Raw genomic sequence first — 22,482 nt, 5'->3', positions numbered from 1 at the left:
GTCGCCGGCCCGTGCGTCAGCGCAGTATTGCCTCCGCGCCGACATCGTCGGACCGCGGCAGCACGGTCAGGCCGTCGCGCAGCGCATACGCGATCACTTCGGCGACGTTGTGCAGCGCCAGTTTCGACATCAGGTTCTGTCGATGCTTGCGTACCGTGAGCACGCTGAGATTCAGCTTGATGGCGATGTCCTTGCTCGAGTGTCCGTTGGCGATCAGCACGAGGACTTCCTTCTCCCGGGCCGTCACCGGCGGCACGGCGGCGGCGCCGGTGTGCTCGAGGACATGGGCGAGCGAGTCGCTGACATACCGGATACCCGACAGTACCAGCGCGACGGCACGCAGCAGTTCGTCGCCGTCTTCGTGCTTGAGCATGTAGCCGTCGACGCCGATCGCCACGGCCGCCCGGACCGTGGCCGGGTTCTGATTGCCCGTGACGACCAGGATCCTGGTCTGCGGCGATTGCGCCTTGACTTGCTTCGCCAGTTCGATGCCGGGGAAGCCGGGTAGATCGAGATCGAGCAACAGCAAATCGGCCTGCGTATCGCACACCAGCTGACCGACCATCCGGCCGTCGCCGGTCTCCCCCACGACGGTCCAGTTCGCTCGCGTCTTCAGCAGCAACTTCAGCCCGTCGCGAATAATGGCGTGGTCTTCGGCAAGCACGATTTTTTTCATTTTTCTTTCGCCTTCTCCCGGGGCACCCGGAAGCTCGTTCCTTTGCGACAATACGATGCAACCCCGTTGCGACGTGTCACGCGGCGGGCGAGATCGACGCCCGCCCCGTTCAACGCCGGATCCGCTACGCGATTTTGAAATGGCAAACAGGATAGCGCAAGAATACCGTGCCCACGTACAGCTGGAACTGGTCAATACGCTGTACCGACAGTCTCCGCCGATCCTGTTCGGCAACATCGCCGTCGTCAGCCTGACCACCTTTCTGTTGTGGAACGAGGTGTCGCGGCATGCGCTGCTTGCGTGGGCCGCGGCGATCTGCGTGCTGACCGCCATCCGTACCGTCATGGTCTGGCGGGATCGCCGCGCAGGCGAACATCCTGCCGGGACGGCCAGGCGCCGCGCGCGGAAATACATGGTGTTCGCGGGCGCGTCCGGCTGCCTGTGGGGCGCCATGGGCGTGCTGTTCTTTTCGCCGGACAACACGATCGTGACCGCGCTGATCTGCATCGTGCTGGCCGGCATGACCGGCGGCTCGGTGGCGTCGCTCTCGTCGTGGTGGCCGACCTACGTGGCTTATGCGTTGCCGACGGTGCTGCCGTTCGCGATCCGCTCGTTCGCGTACGGCAGCGCGCTGTTTTCGGTGCTGGGCTTCCTGTCGCTGTTCCTGCTCGCGGTCAATCTCGCCTTCAGCCGGACGCTGCAGCGTACCGTGCGCGATGCCGTGTCGCTGCGCTTCGAGAACGTCGACCTGATCCGGCAACTGACGCAGGAGAAGGAGCGCGCCGAACTCGCCAATCGAAGCAAATCGCAATTCCTGGCCGCCGCCAGCCACGACCTGCGTCAGCCGACGCATGCGCTCGGCCTCTACATCGCGACGCTGCGGGCGATGGCGCGCGCGCCGAGCGTCGACGGAACCGCTCTCGACGACATCGCCGAACGGCTCCGCACCGCGTTGAAAGGCATGTCGCAATTGCTGAACGTGTTGCTGGACATTTCCCGGCTCGACGCGGGCGTGATCGAAGTCGAGCCGCGCCGCTTTGCGCTGCAGCAGGCGCTCGACGCGCTGGACAGCCAGTTTCGTCAGGCCGCGCTGGCCAAGGGGTTGACGCTCAGGATCCGGCCGACCGCGATCTGGCTGGAAACCGATGCGGTGCTGCTGCACACGATCCTGTCGAACGTGCTGTCGAATGCCGTGCGCTATACGCAGCGCGGCGGCATCCTGCTGGCCTGCCGGCGGCGCGGCACCGACGTCGAGATCCAGGTTTTCGATACCGGCATCGGCATCGAAGGCGATCAACTGCCGCACATCTTTCGGGAGTTCTACCAGATCGGCAACGCGGCGCGGGACCGCGAGCAGGGGCTGGGCCTCGGGCTCGCCATCGTGCAGCGCACGGCGGCGCTGATCAATGCGAGCGTGCAGGTGCGTTCGACCGCGGGCCGCGGCTCGCTGTTCTCGGTGCGGCTGGCCATGGCCGACCGTGTCCCGTCGCGCGCCACCGGCGCGCACCCGTCGGGCGAGCGTGCGGACCCCGGGCGCGGGCAGGCGCGCAAGACCATCCTCGTCGTCGACGACGATCGCGACGTGCTGGCCGGCATGCAGACGCTGCTTCAGACCTGGGGGCACACCGTGATCGCCGCGCCATCGCTGGAGCGTGCGATCGAGCTTGCCGCGCCGCGGCGCGCCGAACTGGACATGATCGTGACGGACTTCAGACTGGCGGGGCACGTGACCGGCGCCGACGTCGTCCACCGGGTGTTCCGCGTCATCGAACGCGAGATTCCGGCCATCATCATTACCGGCGATACGTCGCCCGAGGGCATCCATGCCGCTTCGTCGAGCGGCTTCAGCGTGATGCACAAGCCGCTTGACCCGCAGGAAATGCAGACCTTGATCGACGCGTCGGCGTGACGGCGCAGCGATGTCATGGCATCGCGCCCGCTCGGCGCCCGCACGCGAATGCGACGCGTTCGCGACGGCAGCCGGCGCGGCCGGTGCAGCGGCGACGGCACTAACTACTGCATCTGCGGTATTTCCCAAACGAAACGGGTGCAGTACCTTCGCACCTGCTGGCAATCGTAAAAAAACAGTCGCGCGGGGTAGCGAAGAAAGCTGGACAGCCGGGGAGACCAACCCACGGTTCGGGCCGCACGTCCGATCGAATCGGCACGGCCTGACGCCGCGGAACAGGATCGGTCGCAGTGCAGCCGATCCTGTTCCGGGCGCCGTCCTTTCTGAAAGCATTGCGACAGGGTGCCGTGCCTGCACCCTGAATCGCGCTCGCCTTGCGCACGAGCCGACCGGCCTCTCGCGGTCGAATCCTTGAACGGCCATGGCGCGGCCTCGCCGCCCGCCTGTCTGGAGCGCAATGGTGATGGACAATCTGCCCAATATCATGGTGGCCGCGTTCCCGGCCTTCGCGGTGCTGATCGCCGTGGAAATCGTACTCGCGGCGGTGCTCGGCCGGTCGCTGTACCGGACCCGCGACACGCTGGCGAACCTCGCGCTCGCGGCCGGCGCATTCGTCGCCAGCGTGCTGACCGGCGGGCTGGTGCTGGCGGTGCTGAGCTGGGTGTACGCGCACCGGCTCTTCACGATCCCGACGAACGTCTGGTGGGCGTGGGTGCTGTGCTTCTTCGCGGACGATTTCAGCTACTACTGGTTCCACCGCCTGAGTCACGAGGTGCGCTGGTTCTGGGCGTCGCATTCGGTCCACCATTCGTCGGAACAATACAACCTGTCGGTATCGCTGCGCCAGACGTGGACGGGCACGATCACCGGATCGTTCCTGTTCTGGGCGTGGATGCCGTGGGTCGGGTTCCATCCGAAGATGATCCTGTTCATGCAGTCGGTGAGCCTGATCTACCAGTTCTGGATCCACACCGAAGCGATCGGCAAGATGCCGCGCTGGTTCGAAGCGCTGCTGAACACGCCGTCGCAGCATCGCGTCCATCACGGCAGCGATTTCGACTATCTGGATACCAACTACGCCGGCACCACGATGATCTGGGATCGGCTGTTCCGCTCGTACACGCCCGAGCGATTCACGCCGCACTACGGGCTGACGTCGAGCATCGGCACCGACAATCCGTTCAGGATCGCGTTCTACGAGTGGCGCAATATCGCGCGCGACCTCGCGAAGGCGGACAGCCTGCAGACCGCGATCCAGTACCTGATCCGGCCGCCGGGCTGGAGTCCCGACGGCAGTTCCCTGACGACGCGCGACGCGCGGCGTGCCGCACAGCAGGTTTCCTGAGAAGGCGATATGGCTCACACACGCGATCCACACGACCGGCGCCACGACGCGGCGCCATCCAGCGCCGGCCGCCGGCAATTCCTCGAATACGCGGGCGCGGGGTTGTTGTCCGCGATGCTGCCCGGTTGCGGCGGCGCGGATACGATTCAGCGGTCGACCTACGACGCGACCATCGCGGCGGGGCGGCAAACGATCCAGGCCGCGCTCGATGCCAATCCGCGGAACCTCGCGGGCATCTCGGTCGCGTTGCTCAAGGGCAATCAGGTCGTATGGGCGCAGGCGTTCGGGAATGCATCGGTCAGCCCGGCGGTCGCCGCCACGCCGACGACGCGCTACAACATCGGTTCGGTATCCAAAGTGATCGCGGCGCTGGCCGGCGTGATCCTGCAGGATCGCGGGCTGATCGACCTCGACGCGCCAATCGTCCGGTACGTGCCGTCGTTCACCATGCTGTCGCCGCAGTATGCGCAGATCACGTCGCGCCATCTGCTGTCGCATTCGTCCGGGCTGCCCGGCCAGAACGTCGACGACATGTTCTCGTACGCGCCGATTCCCGGCTATGCGGCGACCGCGCAAAAGGTGCTCGCCAACGAACACCTGAATCATCCGCCGGGCCAGTTCGCGGTGTACTGCAACGACGGCTTCACGATCTTCGAGCTGGTGGTCGCGGCCGTCACCGGGCTGAGCTTCGCCGATTTCGTTCAGCGCGACATCCTCGCGCCGCTGAACATGACGAACTCCGGCTTCCTGACCAGCGTGCCGACGAGCGGCCAGTTTGCGCTGGCGTACGCGAACGGCACCCAGTACGGGCAGGAATTCGCGAATCCGCACGCCACCGGCGGCCTGTCGACGACGCCGCTCGACATGATGAACCTCGCGCAACTGTTCATCGGCAACGGCGTGTTCCAGGGGCGACGCATCGCGTCGGCGGCCGGAATTGCCGACATGCTGACGGACCAGACCGACCGGTGGCAGATCAAGTCGACCCGGCTCGGTTACTCGTATGCCTATGGTCTCGGCTGGGACGACGTCGACGATCCGGTCCTGCGCGCGGCCGGCGCCGCGGGGGCATACAAGAGCGGCGGCACGCAGTTCTTTTCAAGCCATTTCTACGTGCTGCCGGCTGCGCAAATGGCGCTGATGATCACCGGCAGCACGGGCTATGACGCGGCCGGCATCGCGCCCGCGATCCTGCTGCAGGCGTTGCAGGAAGACGGCAGCATCGCCGGTGCGCCAGCGCGGCTGAATGTCGCTGCACCGCCGGCGGCTGCGTCGCCGGACGTTGCCGCGGTCGGCGGCGTCTACGGCAACGAATCGGCGCCGATGCAGGTCGCCGTGAACGCGGACGGCAGCCTGGCGTTGACGCAATGGAACGGCACGGCGTGGACGGACGTTGGCCCGAACGGCGCGCCGTACGTGTATCGCAGCGACGGCTGGTGGTGGAGCGACGGCGATACCGTGTCGTACCGGTTCGATATCCTGCCCGGCACGGACGACGCTGGCAACGCGGTGAGCAATCGGTATCTGACCAAGCGTGTCGTCGACGGCTCGGGCTATGTGTTCCGCGTCACGCCGTATGCACAGCAACTGCCGGCACTGCCGGCGCTCGACGCCGCCTGGCAGGCACGTGTGAACACGTCGTGGAACGTGATCAACGAATCGGCGCAGTCGGTGTTTTCAGGCGGCAAGCTGCGGGTGTCGCTCGGCAGCCTCGACGCGTTGCGGGGCTATGTCCTGTTCGCCTACAGCACCAGCGGCGGCGCCCACTTCAACTACCAGTTGTTGAAGCCGCTGGCCGACGACCGCTGCGGGATGACGGTGCAGATACCGGTGATGCCCGGCCGCGATCTGTTCGAAATCAGCATGACGAACGTGAGCAATGTCGAGACGATGGCGGCTTCCGGATGGCTGTGCCAGCGCGCGTGAGGGCCGGTGGGAAGGGCGCGATGCGCGACGATCGGCGGCATGACCTACGCGCCGGCAAGCCGACTCCGGTGTCGAGGCCGGGAGCGTGTGCCTTCGTGACCTTGTGTCGCATGACGATGGACAGGCGATCAACCTTGAGGGCAAGCTCGAGCGGTCACGGCCTCGCTCGCAACGTCACATCGGCATTCGGCGTCGCGCCAACCTTTTCGAGTCCCGCAACCGCGGCGTCGTTGCCTTGCAGGATGGCGTTCTGCAGTGCGGTGCGGCCGAGCGCATCGACGTGATCCGGGTTCGCGCCATGGGCGACGAGCACCGGCAGCATGTCGAGGCGGCCGAACAGCGCGGCGAACGACAGCGCCGTTTCGCCGGCGTGATTGGTCTGGTCGATCGGGCAGCGCGTATCGGCCAGCCGCTTCGCGATCGCAGTCTCGCCCTTGAACAGCGCGCCCATCAGCGCCGTGTTGCCGTGACCGTCGCCGAGACACGGGTCCGCGCCGTTGCGCAGCAGATAGTCGAGCGTCGCGGGCTGGTCGCGATAGGCGGCGAGGATGACCGCTGTGTAGCCTTCGCGCGTCGTCGCGTCGATCGGATAATGTGCGTCGACGAGTGCTTGCAGGATGTCGATGCGGCCGAGGCGCGCGGCGGCAAACCATGCATCGTCGTAGCGGCGCAGGTCGGCGTGCGCGTCGGGGTGGGGAACGGCCGCGGGTGGTGCGATCTGTGTGCAGGCCGCGAGCGCGACGGCACCCGCGATCGCGAGCATGCGGAAGAGGGCGGTTCGGAGTCGATTCTTCATCAGCATTGCGCGCCGCGCGTGGCCGCGCGGCGCAATCGGATGATTGGTTGGGACGCGAAGGCCGCACCAGCAGCCTCCGCGAGATTGCCCGATCAGTTCTCGACGAGTTTGTCGGCGAGCGATTTCACGCGCGAAAGGTCGGCGTTCGTGGCACGTGCAAGGCGGCTACCGTAGTCCGCATCGGCCTTGTAGAAGTACGACAGCATCGCGTACTTGTTGGCGTCGTTCGTCACGTGGTTCAGGTCGCCCGACAGCGCGGTCACGAGGTCCTGCCGTTCCTGCGCGGGCAGCATGCGGTAATACTCGCCCGCTTGCCGGAAGTTCAGCGTCTTGCGGATCGCGGCCTGCTGCGTCGTGCCGGCAAGCGGCGTCTGGACCGACTTGTAACGCGGGTTCTGTGCGAGTTCGTTCAGCGTCGACGGCTCGTAGTTCACTTCGCCCTTGCGATCGCCGAAGTTCATCGCGCCGTCCTGGTTGTTGTTCGTGACGGCCACGCGCGGACGGTTGATCGGCAACTGGTTGAAGTTCGCGCCGAGGCGGTACATCTGCGTATCGGCGTACGAGAACATCCGGCCCTGCAGCATCCGGTCTTCCGACGGCTCGATGCCCGGCACCATCCGTGACGGTGCAAAGGCGGATTCCTCGGTCGACTCGAAGTAGTTGTCCGGTATGCGGTTCAGCGTCAGCGTGCCGATCTTGCGCTCCGCAACGCCGGCCCACACCTTCGTATCGTCGAGCGGGTTGAAGTCGAACGCATCGAGCTCGGACGGCTTCAGCACCTGAATGTAAAGATCCCACTTCGGCGCGTCGCCGGCCTTGAGTGCGCCATACAGATCGTTCGTCATCAGGTTCCAGTCGGCGCCGATCGAACCCGGAATGTCCTTCGGACGCAGCCCGTGCATCCCTTGCTCGCTCTTCCAGTGGAACTTCACGTACGTGAAGTTGCCGTCGGCGTTGACGAACTTGAATGCGTGCACGCCATAGCCGTCCATGTGCCGGTACGAATCGGGCATGCCTTCGATCGAGTACAGCCGCGTCAGCATGCTGGTCGCCTCCGGCGCGTGCGCGAAGAAATCGAACGCGAGGTTGGGGTCCTGCACGCCGGTGACGGCGCTCGGCTTGTTCGCATGAACGAAGTCGGGGAACTTGATTGCATCGCGGATGAAGAAGATCGGCAGGTTGATCCCGACCAGATCCCAGTTGCCTTGTTCGGTGTAGAACTTCACCGCGAAACCGCGCGGATCGCGCGCCTGCTCGGGTGAGCCGCGATAACCCATCACGGTCGAGAAGCGGACGAACACCGGCGTCTTCGTGCCGGGCGTGAAGACCTTGGCCGTCGTCAGGTCGCTGATGTCGGCACTCGGCACGAATTCGCCGAATGCGCCGGTGCCGCGCGCATGCACGACACGCTCGGGGATGCGTTCGCGATCGAAGCGCTGGAGTTTCTCGATGAGATGCGAGTCTTGCAGAAGCGTCGGCCCGTTCGGTCCGGCCGTTTGCGAATTCTGGTTGTCGCCGACGGGCGAGCCGTTGTCGCGCGTCAGTTCAGCGGCATGAGAAGAAGAGGCCAGTGCGATGCAGGCCGCGGCAATCATGCTTTGCAAAAAGCGATTCGCGGTGTGTGACATATCGATGAGATTCCTTGGCTGAGGGGGAGGTGCCGACGAAATTTAGTCTCTCCGACGTGCGGTAAGCCAATTGAATCTCTCTAATTCGGCGATAGGTGGTGGTGTTTATGCTGTAACGACGTTGGCAATGAAATTATTTTTCTGCATTGTGGCGGCGCCGGCACGCGACGCCGCCGCGCGGCCGCGCCTGACTCGCCCGCAGCCGATGCCGAATGCTGTCCGAACGTCTACAGGTACCAGTCGAGTGTCTTCAGGGTGCCCGTCTCGAAGGTTTCCGTCGGCTTCCATCGAAGTTCGCGTTCGAGCTTGCCGGCGTCGATCGCGTAACGGCGATCGTGACCGGGGCGGTCGGCGACGAAGTGCTTGAGACGCGCGTGCGGCGCGCCCTGCGGCCGCCGCACGTCCAGCAGCGAGCAGATCGGGTAGTCGATCATCGGCTTGTCGTACACCGGCATCAGCTGCTTCGATACGGAATGCGCGAGCGGATGGAGCCGGGTGCCGGATCCGCCCGCCAGAATCAATCCCTTACGGCCAGTCGCTGTGTGCATGATGTCCTCGCTGTCATGAAGAAGGGCGGCCCGCGGAGGCGTCAATCCGGGTCGATGCGTCTGAACACGATCGCGAAGCCGGCCAGGTAGACGCTCGCGATCACGGCGAAACCGGCCGCGGTCGCGCGCTCCGGGCTGGCGATCGCGTGCAGCACGACCGACGCGATCGCAACGCCGACCAGCGAGCCGATCTGCCGGCTCGCGTTCAGCGATGCGGCGGCAAGATTCGCGTCCGCGGGGCCGGCCGACTGCATGACGACGAGATTCATCGCAGGGATGGCCTGGCCCGCGCCGAAGTTCGCGATGCCGACCGCGATCGCGAGCGCCGTGTAGGGCAGCGCCTCGATGCCGATCAGCGCGGCGCTGCCGAGCGTCGCGAGCGCGAGGCCCGCGAGCAGCGTGCCGCGCGGGCCGAGCCGCGCGCTCACGCGGGCGGAAGCGAGATTGCCGATACCGAACATCGCCATCAGCGGAAACAGCTCGAAGCCGGCGCGCAGTGCGCTCGCGCCGCGCGTCTGCTGCAGGTAAAGGCTCAGCAGGAAGATCTCCGCGAGGATGCCGAAATTGATCGCGAGCCCGAGCAGTCCGCCCGCGACGAAGCGCCGGTTGCGAAGCAGCGCGGGCGGCAGGATCCGGTCGCGGGCGCGACGTTCGCGCCACACGAATGCCGCGCCGGCGGTGAACGTCGCGGCCGCGCCGGCGACGATGGCGGGCGAGCGCCAGCCGGCGCCCGGCCCCTCGATCAGCGTATAGCTGAGCGCCGCGAGCGCGAGCGCGCCGAGCAGATGGCCGAGCGTGTTCAGCGGGCCGGGATGGCGCGGCGAATGCCCGACATGGCGGCGCGTGAGCCACAGTCCGGCGAGCCCGACAGGCAGGTTGACCCAGAAGATCCCGCGCCAGCCGATCGCGTCGACGAGCACGCCGCCGATGCACGGCCCGATCGCCATCGCCGCCGATACCAGTGCGCCCCAGATGCCGATCATCCGCGTGCGCAGCGGCCCGGCCGGAAACGCCAGCGTGAGCAGGCTGAGCGAGCTTGGCATGAAGAGCGCGGCGCCCACGCCCTGCAGCAGCCGCGCGGCGACGAGCATGCCGCTCGTCTGCGCGGCCGCGCACAGCACCGACGCGGCGACGAACAGCGCGAGCCCGGCGACATAGATCGCACGCGGCCTGTAACGGTTCGCGAGCGCGCCGCCGAACAGCAGCAGCGCGGCGAAGCTGAGCGTATAGGCGTCGACGACCCAGACGAGCGCGGTCAGCGACATGTCGAGACTCGCCTGCATCGCCTTCAGCGCGACGTTCACGATGGTCACGTCGAGCATCGCCATCACGAAGCCGCAGGCAAGCGCGACCATCACGTGTGCCGGCCGCGCGGCAGGCGCGCCGGTCGCGCCGGCGGCGGGGGCGGTGTTCGTGCTCATGCCGCGCGCCCGCCGAGATAGAGGCGCCGCATCTCGTCGCTGTCGAGCAGCTCGGCCGACGTGCCCGTCAGCGCGACGCGGCCCATCGTCAGCACCATGCCGCGATCGGCGATGTGCAGCGCCTCGATCGCGTTCTGTTCGACCATCAGCACCGCAATGTGCTCGGTGTCGCGCATCCGCACGATCGCGTCGAACACCTCGTCGACCATTTTCGGCGACAGGCCGGCCGACGGCTCGTCGAGCAACAGCAGCACCGGGCGCGGCATCAGCGCGCGCGCGAGCGACACGATCTGCCGCTCGCCGCCGGACAGCGCGCCCGCGGGCGACCGATAGCGGCGCCGCAGAACGGGGTATTGCTCGCACAGCTCCTCAATTCGCGTTTCGCGAGGGAACGCGGACATCGCGTGGCCGCCGAGCATCAGGTTCTCGCGCACCGTCAGCGCGCCGAACACGTTGTCGGTCTGCGGGACGAAGCCGATGTCGTGTTCGCGGATCTTGCGGTGTACCGGCACGCGCGCGATGTCGTGGCCATGCATCGTGACCGTGCCGGCGCGGGGCAGCACGAAGCCGGCGATCGCCTTGAGGAGCGTCGATTTTCCGCAGCCGTTCGGGCCGAGGATCGTGACGATGTCGACCGGCCCGACGGACAGCGATACGCCGTGCAGGATGTCGATGTCGGCCGTGTAGCCGGCGACCAGGTCGCGAACGTCGATCATGACGCCCCCATCAGGCGGCGCGCGTGGGCCCGGCCCAGGTAGGCATCGAGCACGCGGCGGTTGCTTTCGAGTTCGGCGGGACGGCAGTCGGCGATCGCGGCGCCGCGATCGAGCACGATGCAGCGGTCGCACAGCTCGCGGATGAAGTGCATGTCGTGCTCGATCACGACCAGCGTGACGCCCAGGCCGCGGATGCGGCGCAGCTCGGCGACCAGTTCGCCGCGCAGGTTGGGGTGAACGCCCGCGGTCGGTTCGTCGAGCAGCAGCAGCTTCGGCTCGGTCATCATCGCGCACGCGATGCCAAGCAGTTTCTTCTGGCCGCCCGAGATCGCCGCGGCGCCCAGTTGGGCGACGTGTGCGAGCTTCAGTTCCTCGAGCAGCGCTGCGGCGCGTGCACGCGTCGCGGCTTCCAGCGTGCGTGTCGCGCGGCTGCGCAGCAATGCCGCGATGGGGCCGTGGCGGGCCGACGACGCGGCCATCGCCAGTTCGAGCACCGACATGCGCGCGGGCATCGACGGCAACTGGAACGTCCGGCGGATGCCGAGCCGTGCGATCCGGTACGGCGCAAGCGTGTCGATGCGACGCCCGGCGAAGCGGATCGCGCCGGCCGCGACGGGCGCGAAGCCCGTGATCGCGTTGAGTGCCGTGCTTTTGCCCGAGCCGTTCGGGCCGAGCAGTCCGACGATCTCGCCGTCGCCGACGGCAAGCGAGAGGCCGGACAGCACCGCGTTGTCGCCATAGCGGATCGTGACGCCTTCAAGGTCGAGCAGGGCGCTCATGGGCGAACCTCCAGCCGTTCCGGCACAAGGCCGCGCGGGCGCCACAGCACGCATGCGAGCAGCATCAGGCCGACGAGGCCGAGGCGCACTGCACCCGCGAGGTCGCTGCCGACGCCGAGCCAGTCCTTCAGGAACGGCGCGAATGCGTAAACCGCCTGCACGATGAGCGCGCCGGCCAGCACGCCGGCGTGGCTGCCGAGCCCGCCGACCATGACGATGGTCCACAGCGCGAAGGTTTCCGACGCCACCATCGCGTCCGGGCCGACGTAGCTGATGTACCAGGTGAGCAGCGCGCCCGCGAACGCCGCGGGCAGCGCGCCCGCGACGCTCGCCCAGGTCTTCAGCGCGACCGGGTCGTAGCCGAAGCAGACGGCGAGCGCGGGCTCCTCGCGCATCACCTTCAGCGCGCGGCCGAAGCGGCCGGTGGTCAGCAGCCGGCATGCGGCGTAGGCGACGGCGAGGCCGCCGGCCGAGACGGCGAGGAACGCGAGATCGGCCCACGGCGCGCGCAGTCCGGGAAAGAGCGGCGCGATGCCGCCGATACCCTGGGCACCGCCCGTCAGCCAGCCCTCGTTCAGCGCGAACGTGCGCAGGATCTCGGCGATCGCGAGCGTCGCGATGCCCCAGTAGTCGGCCGACAGATGGCGGCCGAGCCGCGCGATCGCGACGGCCAGCACGCTCGCCGCGCCCGCCGCGAGCGCCACGGCGGCCGGCAGCGGCCAGCCGAGCTGCGACGCGATGCCGGCGGCGTAGGCGCCGAGCCCCGCGAACGCAACGAAGCCGAAATTGACGAGACCCGCGTAGCCTGCCTGCAGGTTCAGGCCGAGCGCCATCGTCGCGTACAGGCACGTGACGGTCAGCAGATGGACGATGAAACTAGACACGACGCACCTCCCCGTCGAAGATTCCGTACGGCCGGAACACGAGCACGACGAGCAGGATCGCGAACGACACCGCGCCGACGTATTCGACCGGAAAGAACGCGAGCGGCCGGCCGACCAGCCCGCCGAAGTCGACATCGAGCGCGGTCGTCTCGGCAAGCGCGATCAGGAATGCGCCGGCCGCCGCGCCGAGCGGATTGCCGAGACCGCCGAGGATCGCGGCGGAAAACACCGGGATCAGCAGCCCGTAGCCGAGGTTGACGTGCACGCTTTCGGTCGCGCCGAGCATCGTGCCGCCGAGCGCCGCGAGCACGCCGCTGGCGAACGTGATCACGTTGGTCACGCGCTGCGCATCGATGCCCGTCGCGAGCGCGAGCGCGCGATTCGACGCGAGCGCGCGCATCGCACGGCCGAGGCGGGTGCGGTACAGCAGCAGCGCGAAAACGGCGAGCGCGACGCAACCGCACGCGATCGAACCCGCCTGCGCGGACGACATCGCGACGCCCCCGACCATCAGCGGCGGGCGCACCGCCTGCGCGTACTGCAGCGGCCGCGAGCCGGCGGTGCCGAGCATCAGCGCGACGGCGAGCAGCGACACGGCGAGCGAGCCGATCATCGCGACCGCGCTGCCGGAGCGCAGCAGGCGCGTGAACACGAACAGGTTCAGCAGCGTCGCGGCAAGGCCGACCAGCGCGCACGACACGGCGGTCGCAAGCGCGAACGGGATGCCGATGCGCTCGAACCCGAGGGTCGCGAACGCACCGACCATCGCGTACTGGACGTGTGCGATGTTCGGGAAGCGAATCAGCGAGTACAGCGTCGACAGGCCGACGGATACCAGCAACAAGTCGGACGTGCGCATCAGGACATCGATCAGGAATTGCAGCATCGCGTGCTCCCGGTGGCTACTGGGCGACGACGGATTGCCGGTACACGACCTTCTCGTACGGCTGCACCAGCCGCTGGCCGTCGGCATCGAAGGCGATCGTGCCCGTCACGCCGTCATAGGGCTGGCTGGCCGCGAGTTCCGCACGCACCTTCGCCGGATCGGCCGAGTGCGCGCGGTTGATTGCCGCGGCGGACAGCATCGTCGCGTCGTACGCGTAGCTGCCGAACGCCGAGCGCGGCGCCTCGTGATACGCGGCGCGATAGGCCGCCGCGTACGCGGCGGCGCTCCCGCCGAGCGCCGCGACCTCCAGGCCGATCTGCCCCTGGGCGATCTGGGCGGGCGTGTCGCTCGTGCACATCGTCAGGTAGATGCCGTACCACGGCCGCTGGTTGAGGCGCATTTCGAACGCCTGCCGGTTCAGCGTCGCGGCTTCCTGGCCGTACGCGCTGTACACGTAGCCGTCGGGCTGCGCGCGCGACGCCTGTTCCAGCTCGCGCCGGTAGGTCGACTGGCCCTCGGTGTAGAGAACCGTCGAGACGATCGTGCCGCCGAGCGCCTCGAAACGCTTCCTGAACTCGGTTGCGATGCCCTGGCCGTAACCGTTGTTCGGCGCGATCAGTGCGATGCGCCGCAGCTTGCGGTCGTACACGTCCTGCGCGGCGAAGCGCGCGGACTGGTCGTCGAGCCCGATCGTGCTGAACGAGCCCGCGCCGATCTTGCGGACCTGCTGGCTCGACGAACCGATGTTGACGTGCACGTCGCCCTGGCGCACGAGGAATTGTCCGACCGGAATCGTCACCGACGACGAGAATTCGCCGAGCACGAGCGGCACGCGCTCGACGGTCGCCAGCTTGCGTGCGGCGTCGAGCGCCGTGTTGGCCGTGCCGCCCGAATCCTCGATCCGTACCTGCAGCTTCTGCCCGAGCACGCCGCCTTGCGCGTTGATCTTCGCGACCGCGAGCTCGATCCCGCGCCGCTGGTCCTCGCCGATCGACGCGCTCGCGCCTGTCAGCGGCAACACGGCGCCGACGCTCACGTCGGCGTACGCAGGAAATGTTGACCACGCGCCGAGCGCGACGCAGATCCCGAGACTCCAGCAACCCAGCTTCATTTTTGCGCTCCTGACTATGTGTTGAATTGCGTTTGAAATACAGAAGTGTCGACAGAATCACAGAACAAAAATCGTTGGCAAACATTTTTTGGACGAATGTTGCGAGGTCCGTAAAGTGCCCCGGAATGAACAAGAAAATGCCTTGTTTTTGCGCACTAAATGCACAATAAGAGCGACAGTAAACACCAGCGACGGGCATATGCGCCAGATTGGATCAACGTCGAATCGTTTTGAAAAAAGTGTATACAGTCGTGAATATTGATGCTTAGAATTCAACCCACTCGACACGGAAACGGAGGCAGTGCGATGGAGATCAAGCGCTATGGCGCGGGGGAACGGATGAGCCAGCTCGTGGTCGCGGGCGGCTTCGCGTTCATTGCCGGACAGGTGGCCGACGACACCGCGCTCGACGTCGCCGGCCAGACCCGCCAGATCCTCGACAAGATCGACCGGCTGCTCGACGGTGCGGGGCTCGACAAGCGCCGGATCGTGTCCGCGAGTATCTGGCTGGCCGATCACCGGAGCTTTGCCGACATGAACCGGGTCTGGGATGCATGGGTGGCGCAGGGCGACGCGCCGGCGCGCGCATGCGTGGAATCGGCGCTCGCGTTTCCCGAGTACACGGTCGAAATCGCGGCGATCGCTGCGCTCTAGCGGAGACGAGTAATGAGGACGATCGTGCTCGGAGGCGGCATCGTCGGTGTGACGACCGCGTACTTTCTCGCGAAGACCGGCGACGAGGTCGTGGTGGTCGACCGGCGCGACGGCGTCGCGCTCGAGACGAGCTTCGCGAACGCGGGACTGATCGCGCCGGGGCATTCCTATACGTGGGCATCCCCGCGGGCGCCGAAGATCCTGCTCAAGTCGCTGTTTTCGGACGGGCAGGCATTGCGTCTCAAATGGTCGCCGGACTGGCGGATGTGGGCGTGGTGTCGCCTGTTCCTGCGGAACTGCACGGCGGAGCGCTCGCGCAGGAACACGTCGATCAAGGTGCGGCTGTGCCGCTATGCGCAGCAGCAGCTCCAGTCGGCGACCCGCGACGAGGTGCTCGCGTACGACCGGATCAGCAGCGGTTTGCTGTATCTGTACCGGGATCCCGCATCGTTCGAGCGCGGCGTCGCGAACATGCGGATTCTGTCCGACAACGGCCTGCCGCTGGAGACGCTCGATTCGCGCGCGGTGATCGAGCGCGAGCCCGCGCTCGCCGGCGCGGCGGACGCGATTGCCGGTGCGATCTACTGTCCGTCCGACGAGAGCGGCGATGCGCATCTGTTCACCCGAGCGCTCGCCGAACGCTGCCGCGCGCTCGGCGTCGAGTTCCGTTTCGGCGCAACGATCGACGGCGTGCGCGCGAACGCGGACGCGGTGGACTACGTGCAGACGTCGCAGGGCCGCGTGAGCGGCGACCGCTACGTGCTCGCGCTCGGCTCGTACTCGCCGCTCGTCGCGCGCGGGCTCGGCTACCGATTGCCGATCTATCCGGTGAAAGGCTATTCGGTCACGCTGCCGATCGATGCACGCCATGAGCCGCCGACGCTCGGCGGCGTCGAGGAAAACCAGCTCGTCGCGTGGGCGCGGTTCGGCGATCGGCTGCGCCTGACCGCGACGGCCGAATTCAGCGGCTACGACACGACCCACACGCCCGCGGACTTCGCGCACATGCTGGCGACCGCGCAGGCGCTGTTTCCGAACGGCGCCGACTACACGAAGCCGTCGTACTGGGCCGGATTGCGGCCGATGACGCCGGAAGGCACGCCGATCATCGGTGCGACCCGCCATCGCAATCTCTTTCTCAACACCGGGCACGGCCACATGGGCTGGACGATGTCGTGCGGTACCGCGAAGATCGTCGCCGACCTGATCCACGGCCGGCAGCCCGACATCGACATTACCGGGATGACACTCCAGTGAGCGAACTTCTATCGACCCCTGTGCAGCATGGCGCCGGTTCGTACGCGCGCTTCGGCTTCTCGCTCGATGCGGGCATCGCGCGCCGCGCGGCGATCGGGCTCGTCGTGCTCGCGACCGACCATACGATCGAATACGAATGGCGGCGCGTGCTCGCGCTCGACGGCGTCGCGTTCTACGAGAGCCGGATCGCGAACTCCGCCGACATCACCGCGGAGACGCTCGCGCGGATGGACGGCGGGATCGCGGCGGCCGTCGAGCTGATCCGCCCGGGCGAGCGCCTCGACGTGGTCGCGTTCGGCTGCACGTCCGCGTCGATGGTGCTCGGCGAGGAGCACGTGTTCGAGCGGATTCGCGAAGCGCGGCCGGGCGTCGCATGCACGACGCCGATCACCGCGGCGCGGGTCGCGCTCGGCGCGCTGGGTGCGCGCGGCGTCGCGCTTCTCACGCCGTATGAGCGCTCGATCAACGAAGCGATGGCCGCCTATCTGCGTGCGCGCGGCGTCGACGTCGTGCGGGCCGGCTCGTTCGAGCATCGCGACGACAACGAGGTGGCGCGGATCGACCGCGCATCCATCGAGCGCGCGGTGCTCGCGCTGGCCGCCGATCCGGCGGTGGATGCGGTGTTCGTGTCGTGCACGAGCCTTCGGCTCGTCGACGCGCTCGCGGAGATCGAGGCGCGCGCCGGCAAGCCGGTCCTGTCGAGCAATCACGCGCTCGCGTGGCATGCGCTGCGGCTCGCGGGCGTCGACGATCCGGTGCCGGGCTTCGGACGCCTGTTGATGCAATGACGGTGGCAGAAGCACCGGAGGCGTCCGCAGGCCGGTCCATGGCCGATAATGACGATCGCCGACAGACGAAGGAGGAGGCGAGATGGCAGCGAATTCCGTGCTTGGCGGCCGCGAGGCGCTGGCGCCCAGGCGCGCGGGCCTTACGGTCAACGAGATTTACGAGCAGTTGAAGCAGATGGCCGTGCTGTACAAGATCCGGCCGGGCGAGCGGGTCAACGAGCTTGAACTGGCGGAACGGTTCGACGTCAGCCGCACGCCGATCCGGGAAGCGCTGAACCGTCTCGTCGCGGAGAACCTGCTGGTCTTCGTGCCGAATCGCGGATTCTTCATCCGCCAACTGGCAGGGAAAGACGTGTTCGATCTCTTTGAGCTGAGGCGTTCGATCGAGTCGACCGCGGTGATGCTCGCGTGCGAGCGGGCGTCCGACAACGACATCAAGACACTGCGCCGCTTCTGGCGGCAGGTGATGAAGAGCGCATCGCGGATGCCGTCGTCGGAGCTCGTCCTGAAGGACGAACTGTTTCACCTGGAGCTTGCCGCGCTGTCGGGCAATGCGGAGATCGGGCGCGTACTGCAGGGCATCAACGCGCGGATTCACTACGTGCGATGGGTCGACGTCGATCAACGGCGCGACGAGGCCTTCACCGAGCACCTGGAGATCCTGGACGCGCTCGCCGCGCGCGACACCGAACGGTGCGTTGCGTTGACCGACACGCACATCCGCTGGCGGATGGAGGAAATCACGCGGGTCGTGGAAGCGAGCGTTGTCAAGCTGTACGCGAAATAACGAGCGGTCCGCGACGCACACGCGCATCGCGAGGCCGCACCGACGAGACGCAAGGCAACGGAGGACGGGCCGCACGCAACCCGGTGCGGCGCATCGCCACGCTTTCGTTGCGAGGTGCCGTCATGAAACATGGCACGCTGTACAAGCCGTCCGCGGCGCAGATCGACCATCTGCTGGGCTTGCCCGCGCACAGCCCGGCCGTCGTTGCGGTCGACAACTCGCCCGTCGTCGAGCGCGAGCTGCACGCGCTGCTCGCCGCGCACGGTGTCGACGTGGTCGCGAACCACAACCGCGGCGGGATCGCCGGTGCGGGCTTGCAATGTTCGATCACCGGTGGACGGTCGAGAGCTTCCGCCCATATGTGCTCGAGGGAATAGACGCGTTCGGCGCCGCGCGATGCATGTTCGCGTCGAATTTTCCGATCGACCGGCTGCATGCCGGGTATCCAGCGCTGTGGCGAGCGTATTCGGAAATCGTCGCAGGAGCGAGCGACCCGGAAAGGCACGCGCTGCTTGTTCGCAATGCCGAGCGGATTTATCGCATCTGATCCGGTCCTTCAGAAATGAAACCGCGCGCATGCAGTCCCATCTCTATTGGTCATGGTCCGCGACCTGATTGACCGCATTGCGAAGCGCATTGGCGAAGGCAAGCATCGGCTCCGACGGTTGCTCGCCTTTGCGCGTGACGATGCCGTAGCGGCTCATTGACCGGCGAATCGGCACCGGGATCTGACCGAGCAGGCCATCGTCGACATATTTCTCGACCGCGGCGCGTGGCTGCAACGACAGGGTGTCTGTCGACTGAAGCAGTTGCAGCGTCGAGAAAATCGACGACGTTTCGATCATCCCCGCGAGCGACCGGATGCCTGCGGCGGCGATCGTTTCCTCGAACAGTCGCCGGATGGCGGTGGCGGGCGGGTAGAGGATCCACGGCCACGCCGCGAGGTCGGCCAACTCGGGCTGCGCGCACGCCCGCAGCGGATGGTGTCGTCCGCAGACCACCCATACCGGCTCGGGTGCCAGTTCCTCGAAGTCGAAGATCGCCTGATGGCGCGGCTCGGTCAGGCGACCGACCATGATGTCGATCTTTTTCTCCTCGAGCCAGACGGCCAGCTGGTCGCTGCTCTGTTCGATCAGCTTGATCACGAGGCGCGGACGCTCGCGCAGGACGTCGCGAATGCCGGCAGTCACGAGTTGCGCGGCGGACGCGGAAATTGCACCGACCGTCAGATGACCGTGTCCGCCCGCTCGCAGCGTGTCGAGCTCACTGACGAATTTGCCGAGATCCGCGATGGCGTTGCTCGCGTAGCGAATCACGAACAGGCCCAGTTCGGTCGGACGCATGTCGCGCGGCAGCCGGGTAAACAGCGGCGCGTTCAGCATGTCCTCGACGTCCCCTAGGATTTTGGTCGCCGCTGGCTGCGTGATGTGCATGTGTTCGGCGGCGACGCGAAGATTGCGTGTGCGCCCGAGCACGTCGAGCAACTGGAGGTGACGGAAGCGCAGGCGTGTCAGGACGGCGGAGGAGGGCGCGGCGGTCGTGGGGCGCATCAGGTAAACCCGATCGAAGCAATAACTGATTGGAATGAATTCTACTGAATAAGCGATTAGATTGTTATCGAAATTCTCCTTAGAGTGGCGGCTATGTCTCGATCGCCCGTCGCGAGTCAGGCGGGCGCGAGACGACTACGACACTGGAGACGACGATGACTTTGCCGCTTGCACTGAATGCCCGGAACACGCTTCCCGAAGACGGCACCGCCGGCACGCTGGTGGGGCGGGCGTGGCTGCCGGCCACCGCCTCGGCGCCCGCCGGGCCGGCGGTCGTGATCGTGCGCACGGACGGCGTATTCGACATTTCAGACGCTGCCCCGACGATGAGCGACCTGCTCGAGCTGGACGATCCGGTCGCCGTGGTACGGGATACGCCGGGACGCTGGGTTGGCACCCTCGACAGCCTGCTCGCCAACGCACCGGCCGACACCGGCCGCGCCGACACTGCGCACATGCTCGCTCCCTGCGATCTGCAGGTGATCAAGGCAGCCGGTGTCACCTTCGCCGGAAGCCTGATCGAGCGGGTCATCGAAGAACGGACGAAGGGCGATCCGCAAGGCGCCGCACACCTGCGCGAGCAGATCCAGGCGCTGATCGGCGAGAGCCTGGCGACGCTGCGGGCCGGCTCCGACGAAGCGCAGGAATTGAAGCGCCTGCTGATCGCGCGCGGCATGTGGTCTCAATATCTGGAAGTGGGCATCGGTCCAGACGCCGAAATCTTCACGAAAGCGCCGGTGCTGTCGTCACTGGGCTCGGGCACCGAGATCGGCGTGCATCCGGGCTCCGCGTGGAATAACCCCGAACCCGAGATCGTCCTGGCGATCGACAGCCGCGGCCGTGTGCGCGGCGCGACGCTCGGCAACGACGTCAACCTGCGCGACTTCGAAGGCCGAAGCGCGCTGTTGCTGGGGAAAGCCAAGGACAACAACGGTTCGTGTGCAATCGGTCCGTTCGTGCGGCTGTTCGACGAACATTTTTCGATCGATGACGTGAGGCGCGCAACGGTGGAACTGCGCGTCGAAGGGCAGGACGGCTTCGTGCTGCACGGCACCAGCTCGATGGATCAGATCACCCGTGACCCGCTGGATCTCGTCGCGCAGGCGATCGGCGCGACGCATCAATACCCGGATGGCGCGATGCTGTTCCTCGGCACGCTGTTCGCCCCGGTCGAGGATCGTGATACGGCTGGCGGCGGCTTTACCCACAAGCCGGGCGACGTCGTGACGATCTCCAGCCGCCAGCTGGGCGCACTGGTCAATCGCGTCGGAACGAGCGATCGCATTGCGCCGTGGACGTTCGGCGTGCGCGCATTGATGGCCAACCTCGCCACGCGCCGGCTGCTCGGCGCGTCGCGCTAAGCCGTTCCCCCTTTTGCGACCCGGCACGCGGACGAGAAGGCCGGGCGCGACCGACACAAGACACAAGACGCGAGCCGCTCATCCGACGGCTCGGCACCGGAGACACACCATGCAAACTCAAGCCGTACACCGCGATCCCCTGGCCAGCGCCGTGCGCAAGGCCCGCTTGCGCCTGGTTCCGTTCCTCGCGCTGATGTTCGCGCTGTCGATGCTCGACCGTTCGAACGTCGGCTTCGTCAAGCAGGCATTGATGGTCGATTCGAATATCGGCAATGCGGCCTATGCGCTGGGCGCGGGCATCTTCTTCATCGGTTATGCGGTGTTCGAGATCCCGAGCAACCTGATCCTGCACCGCGTCGGGGCAAAGGTCTGGCTCAGCCGCATCATGGTGACCTGGGGGCTCGCGTCGGCCGCGATGATGTTTGCGCATGACGAGACCTCGTTCTACGTGCTGCGATTCGTCCTCGGCGTCGCCGAGGCGGGATTTTCTCCGGGCGTGATCCTCTTTTCGACCTACTGGTTCCCGTCGAGCCAGCGCGGCAAGGCGCTCGGCGTGTACTACTTCGGACTGCCGGTCGCGCTCGTGCTCGGCAGCCCGCTGTCCGGCCTGCTGCTCGACGTGATGGGCGGCCAGCTCGGGCTGCGCAACTGGCAATGGATGTTCATCATCGAAGGGCTCGCGGCAACGGTCGTCGGCGTGATCGCGTATTTCTATCTGGTGAGCAAGCCGCGCGACGCGGAGTGGCTCGATGCCGACGAGAAGGCTGCGCTCGCGGCCGCCATTGCCGCCGAAGATGATCACAAGGTAGCGCATGGCCCGCGTACGGCGCTCGGGGCGCTCGGCAACTGGCAGGTGCTGCGCTTCGTCTCGATCTACTTCGCGATTCAGATCAGCGTGTACGGCGTGATCTTCTACCTGCCGACGCGGATTTCGGAACTGACCGGAACGGCGGTCGGCGCGAAGGTCGGCTTGCTGACCGCGATCCCGTGGCTGTGCGCGCTGCTCGCGTTGCGTCCGATCACCGGCATGGCTGACGCGCGAGGCCAGCATCGCCAGTTCGCGATCGCCATGCTGGCGATGGCGGCCTCCGGCATCGCGCTGTCGACGCTCGGGCACGCGCTCGCGCCGGTGCTGCTCGCGTTTTGCTTCGCGACGATCGGTTTCGTCGTCGTCCAGCCGCTGTTCTGGACGCTGCCGACCGCCTACCTGAGCGGCACCGCGGCCGCCAGCGGCATTGCGCTGATCGGTGCGCTCGGCAACCTCGGCGGCTTTATCGCGCCGACACTCAAGACGGCGGTCGAGACGGGCTTTCACAGTCGGCAGGCGGGCATGCTCGCGCTGGCGATCGCCGGCGGGATCGGTGTGCTGCTCCTGGTGAGCGTCGGCGCACAGGCGCGCCGACGGCAAGTGACGACGCTCGGCTCGTCCGAGGCGGCGTGACGCCAAAATTCCATTCCTG

General features: G+C 66.9%; 21 protein-coding genes and 1 pseudogene. 11 read left to right on the top strand and 11 right to left on the bottom strand.

What is annotated here, in order from left to right:
* Nucleotides 1–16 precede the first annotated feature (16 nt).
* Nucleotides 17–676, bottom strand: coding sequence for a response regulator transcription factor (locus U4Y91_RS19585; protein WP_321806450.1), 660 nt, complete (start codon nucleotides 674–676; stop codon nucleotides 17–19).
* On the opposite strand from U4Y91_RS19585, the gene U4Y91_RS19580 reads away from it, so the two are divergent.
* The 3 genes from U4Y91_RS19580 (at nucleotide 642) to U4Y91_RS19570 (ending at nucleotide 5,856) form a co-directional block, all read left to right on the top strand.
* Nucleotides 642–2,585 (top strand): hybrid sensor histidine kinase/response regulator, encoded by a 1,944-nt coding sequence (locus tag U4Y91_RS19580; protein WP_321806449.1) that lies wholly within the window; start codon nucleotides 642–644, stop codon nucleotides 2,583–2,585. The genes U4Y91_RS19585 and U4Y91_RS19580 overlap by 35 nt on opposite strands.
* A gap of 463 nt (nucleotides 2,586–3,048) precedes the next feature.
* Nucleotides 3,049–3,930: a sterol desaturase family protein gene (locus tag U4Y91_RS19575; RefSeq protein ID WP_321806448.1), complete on the top strand. Its 882-nt coding sequence runs from the start codon at nucleotides 3,049–3,051 to the stop codon at nucleotides 3,928–3,930.
* 9 nt (nucleotides 3,931–3,939) lie between these two features.
* On the top strand, nucleotides 3,940–5,856 hold the full coding sequence (locus U4Y91_RS19570) for a serine hydrolase domain-containing protein (RefSeq protein WP_321806447.1): 1,917 nt from the start codon (nucleotides 3,940–3,942) through the stop codon (nucleotides 5,854–5,856).
* Between the two features lie 154 nt (nucleotides 5,857–6,010).
* Here the strand turns inward: U4Y91_RS19570 and U4Y91_RS19565 are convergent, their stop codons facing one another.
* From U4Y91_RS19565 to U4Y91_RS19525, 9 genes are all read right to left on the bottom strand, one after another.
* A complete protein-coding gene (locus tag U4Y91_RS19565) occupies nucleotides 6,011–6,652 on the bottom strand; it encodes an ankyrin repeat domain-containing protein (protein ID WP_321806446.1) in 642 nt (213 codons plus the stop codon).
* 92 nt (nucleotides 6,653–6,744) lie between these two features.
* A complete protein-coding gene (locus tag U4Y91_RS19560) occupies nucleotides 6,745–8,247 on the bottom strand; it encodes a catalase (RefSeq protein WP_415750482.1) in 1,503 nt (500 codons plus the stop codon).
* Between the two features lie 260 nt (nucleotides 8,248–8,507).
* The gene (locus U4Y91_RS19555; protein ID WP_321806444.1) at nucleotides 8,508–8,828 is read right to left on the bottom strand and encodes a sugar phosphate nucleotidyltransferase; all 321 of its coding nucleotides are present in this window, start codon (nucleotides 8,826–8,828) and stop codon (nucleotides 8,508–8,510) included.
* Nucleotides 8,829–8,869: 41 nt separating this feature from the next.
* A complete protein-coding gene (locus U4Y91_RS19550) occupies nucleotides 8,870–10,249 on the bottom strand; it encodes an MFS transporter (protein WP_321806443.1) in 1,380 nt (459 codons plus the stop codon).
* Complete coding sequence (locus U4Y91_RS19545) at nucleotides 10,246–10,965, bottom strand: ABC transporter ATP-binding protein (RefSeq protein ID WP_321806442.1); 720 nt, start codon at nucleotides 10,963–10,965, stop codon at nucleotides 10,246–10,248. The genes U4Y91_RS19550 and U4Y91_RS19545 overlap by 4 nt, the downstream gene beginning before the upstream one ends.
* Nucleotides 10,962–11,744, bottom strand: a complete 783-nt coding sequence (locus U4Y91_RS19540) for an ABC transporter ATP-binding protein (RefSeq protein ID WP_321806441.1) — start codon at nucleotides 11,742–11,744, stop codon at nucleotides 10,962–10,964. Before U4Y91_RS19540 ends, U4Y91_RS19545 begins: the two co-directional genes overlap by 4 nt.
* Nucleotides 11,741–12,628 (bottom strand): branched-chain amino acid ABC transporter permease, encoded by an 888-nt coding sequence (locus U4Y91_RS19535; RefSeq protein WP_321806440.1) that lies wholly within the window; start codon nucleotides 12,626–12,628, stop codon nucleotides 11,741–11,743. The genes U4Y91_RS19540 and U4Y91_RS19535 overlap by 4 nt, the downstream gene beginning before the upstream one ends.
* Nucleotides 12,621–13,514 (bottom strand): branched-chain amino acid ABC transporter permease, encoded by an 894-nt coding sequence (locus U4Y91_RS19530; protein ID WP_321806439.1) that lies wholly within the window; start codon nucleotides 13,512–13,514, stop codon nucleotides 12,621–12,623. The genes U4Y91_RS19535 and U4Y91_RS19530 overlap by 8 nt, the downstream gene beginning before the upstream one ends.
* Before the next feature lie 16 nt (nucleotides 13,515–13,530).
* Nucleotides 13,531–14,625, bottom strand: a complete 1,095-nt coding sequence (locus U4Y91_RS19525) for an ABC transporter substrate-binding protein (RefSeq protein WP_321806438.1) — start codon at nucleotides 14,623–14,625, stop codon at nucleotides 13,531–13,533.
* Nucleotides 14,626–14,931: 306 nt separating this feature from the next.
* Here U4Y91_RS19525 and U4Y91_RS19520 point away from each other — a divergent pair, with 306 nt between their 5' ends.
* From U4Y91_RS19520 to U4Y91_RS19495, 6 genes and pseudogenes are all read left to right on the top strand, one after another.
* On the top strand, nucleotides 14,932–15,279 hold the full coding sequence (locus U4Y91_RS19520; RefSeq protein WP_321806437.1) for a RidA family protein: 348 nt from the start codon (nucleotides 14,932–14,934) through the stop codon (nucleotides 15,277–15,279).
* A 12-nt stretch (nucleotides 15,280–15,291) separates the two neighbouring features.
* The gene (locus U4Y91_RS19515; protein ID WP_321806436.1) at nucleotides 15,292–16,536 is read left to right on the top strand and encodes a D-amino acid dehydrogenase; all 1,245 of its coding nucleotides are present in this window, start codon (nucleotides 15,292–15,294) and stop codon (nucleotides 16,534–16,536) included.
* Nucleotides 16,533–17,324 (top strand): aspartate/glutamate racemase family protein, encoded by a 792-nt coding sequence (locus U4Y91_RS19510; protein WP_175961841.1) that lies wholly within the window; start codon nucleotides 16,533–16,535, stop codon nucleotides 17,322–17,324. Before U4Y91_RS19515 ends, U4Y91_RS19510 begins: the two co-directional genes overlap by 4 nt.
* A gap of 82 nt (nucleotides 17,325–17,406) precedes the next feature.
* Nucleotides 17,407–18,111, top strand: coding sequence for a GntR family transcriptional regulator (locus U4Y91_RS19505; RefSeq protein ID WP_321806435.1), 705 nt, complete (start codon nucleotides 17,407–17,409; stop codon nucleotides 18,109–18,111).
* A 122-nt stretch (nucleotides 18,112–18,233) separates the two neighbouring features.
* Entirely contained in the window at nucleotides 18,234–18,488 is a 255-nt protein-coding gene (locus U4Y91_RS19500; RefSeq protein WP_321806652.1) for a hypothetical protein, read from the top strand.
* Nucleotides 18,422–18,658 (top strand): annotated as a pseudogene (locus U4Y91_RS19495) (amidohydrolase family protein); the annotation flags it as partial. The gene U4Y91_RS19500 and the pseudogene U4Y91_RS19495, both read left to right, overlap by 67 nt.
* A gap of 43 nt (nucleotides 18,659–18,701) precedes the next feature.
* Here U4Y91_RS19495 and U4Y91_RS19490 read toward each other — a convergent pair.
* A complete protein-coding gene (locus tag U4Y91_RS19490; RefSeq protein WP_321806434.1) occupies nucleotides 18,702–19,661 on the bottom strand; it encodes a LysR family transcriptional regulator in 960 nt (319 codons plus the stop codon).
* Nucleotides 19,662–19,816: 155 nt separating this feature from the next.
* On the opposite strand from U4Y91_RS19490, the gene U4Y91_RS19485 reads away from it, so the two are divergent.
* Together U4Y91_RS19485 and U4Y91_RS19480 are read left to right on the top strand one after the other, a co-directional pair.
* Complete coding sequence (locus U4Y91_RS19485; protein WP_321806433.1) at nucleotides 19,817–21,022, top strand: fumarylacetoacetate hydrolase family protein; 1,206 nt, start codon at nucleotides 19,817–19,819, stop codon at nucleotides 21,020–21,022.
* A 109-nt stretch (nucleotides 21,023–21,131) separates the two neighbouring features.
* Entirely contained in the window at nucleotides 21,132–22,463 is a 1,332-nt protein-coding gene (locus tag U4Y91_RS19480) for an MFS transporter (protein ID WP_321806432.1), read from the top strand.
* Nucleotides 22,464–22,482: the final 19 nt, after the last annotated feature.

The sequence above is a fragment of the Burkholderia sp. BCC1993 genome, assembly GCF_905339865.1.
Lineage (GTDB): Bacteria > Pseudomonadota > Gammaproteobacteria > Burkholderiales > Burkholderiaceae > Burkholderia.
Note: the sequence above shows the minus strand (reverse complement) of the source record. Positions and strands in the feature narration are given on the sequence as shown.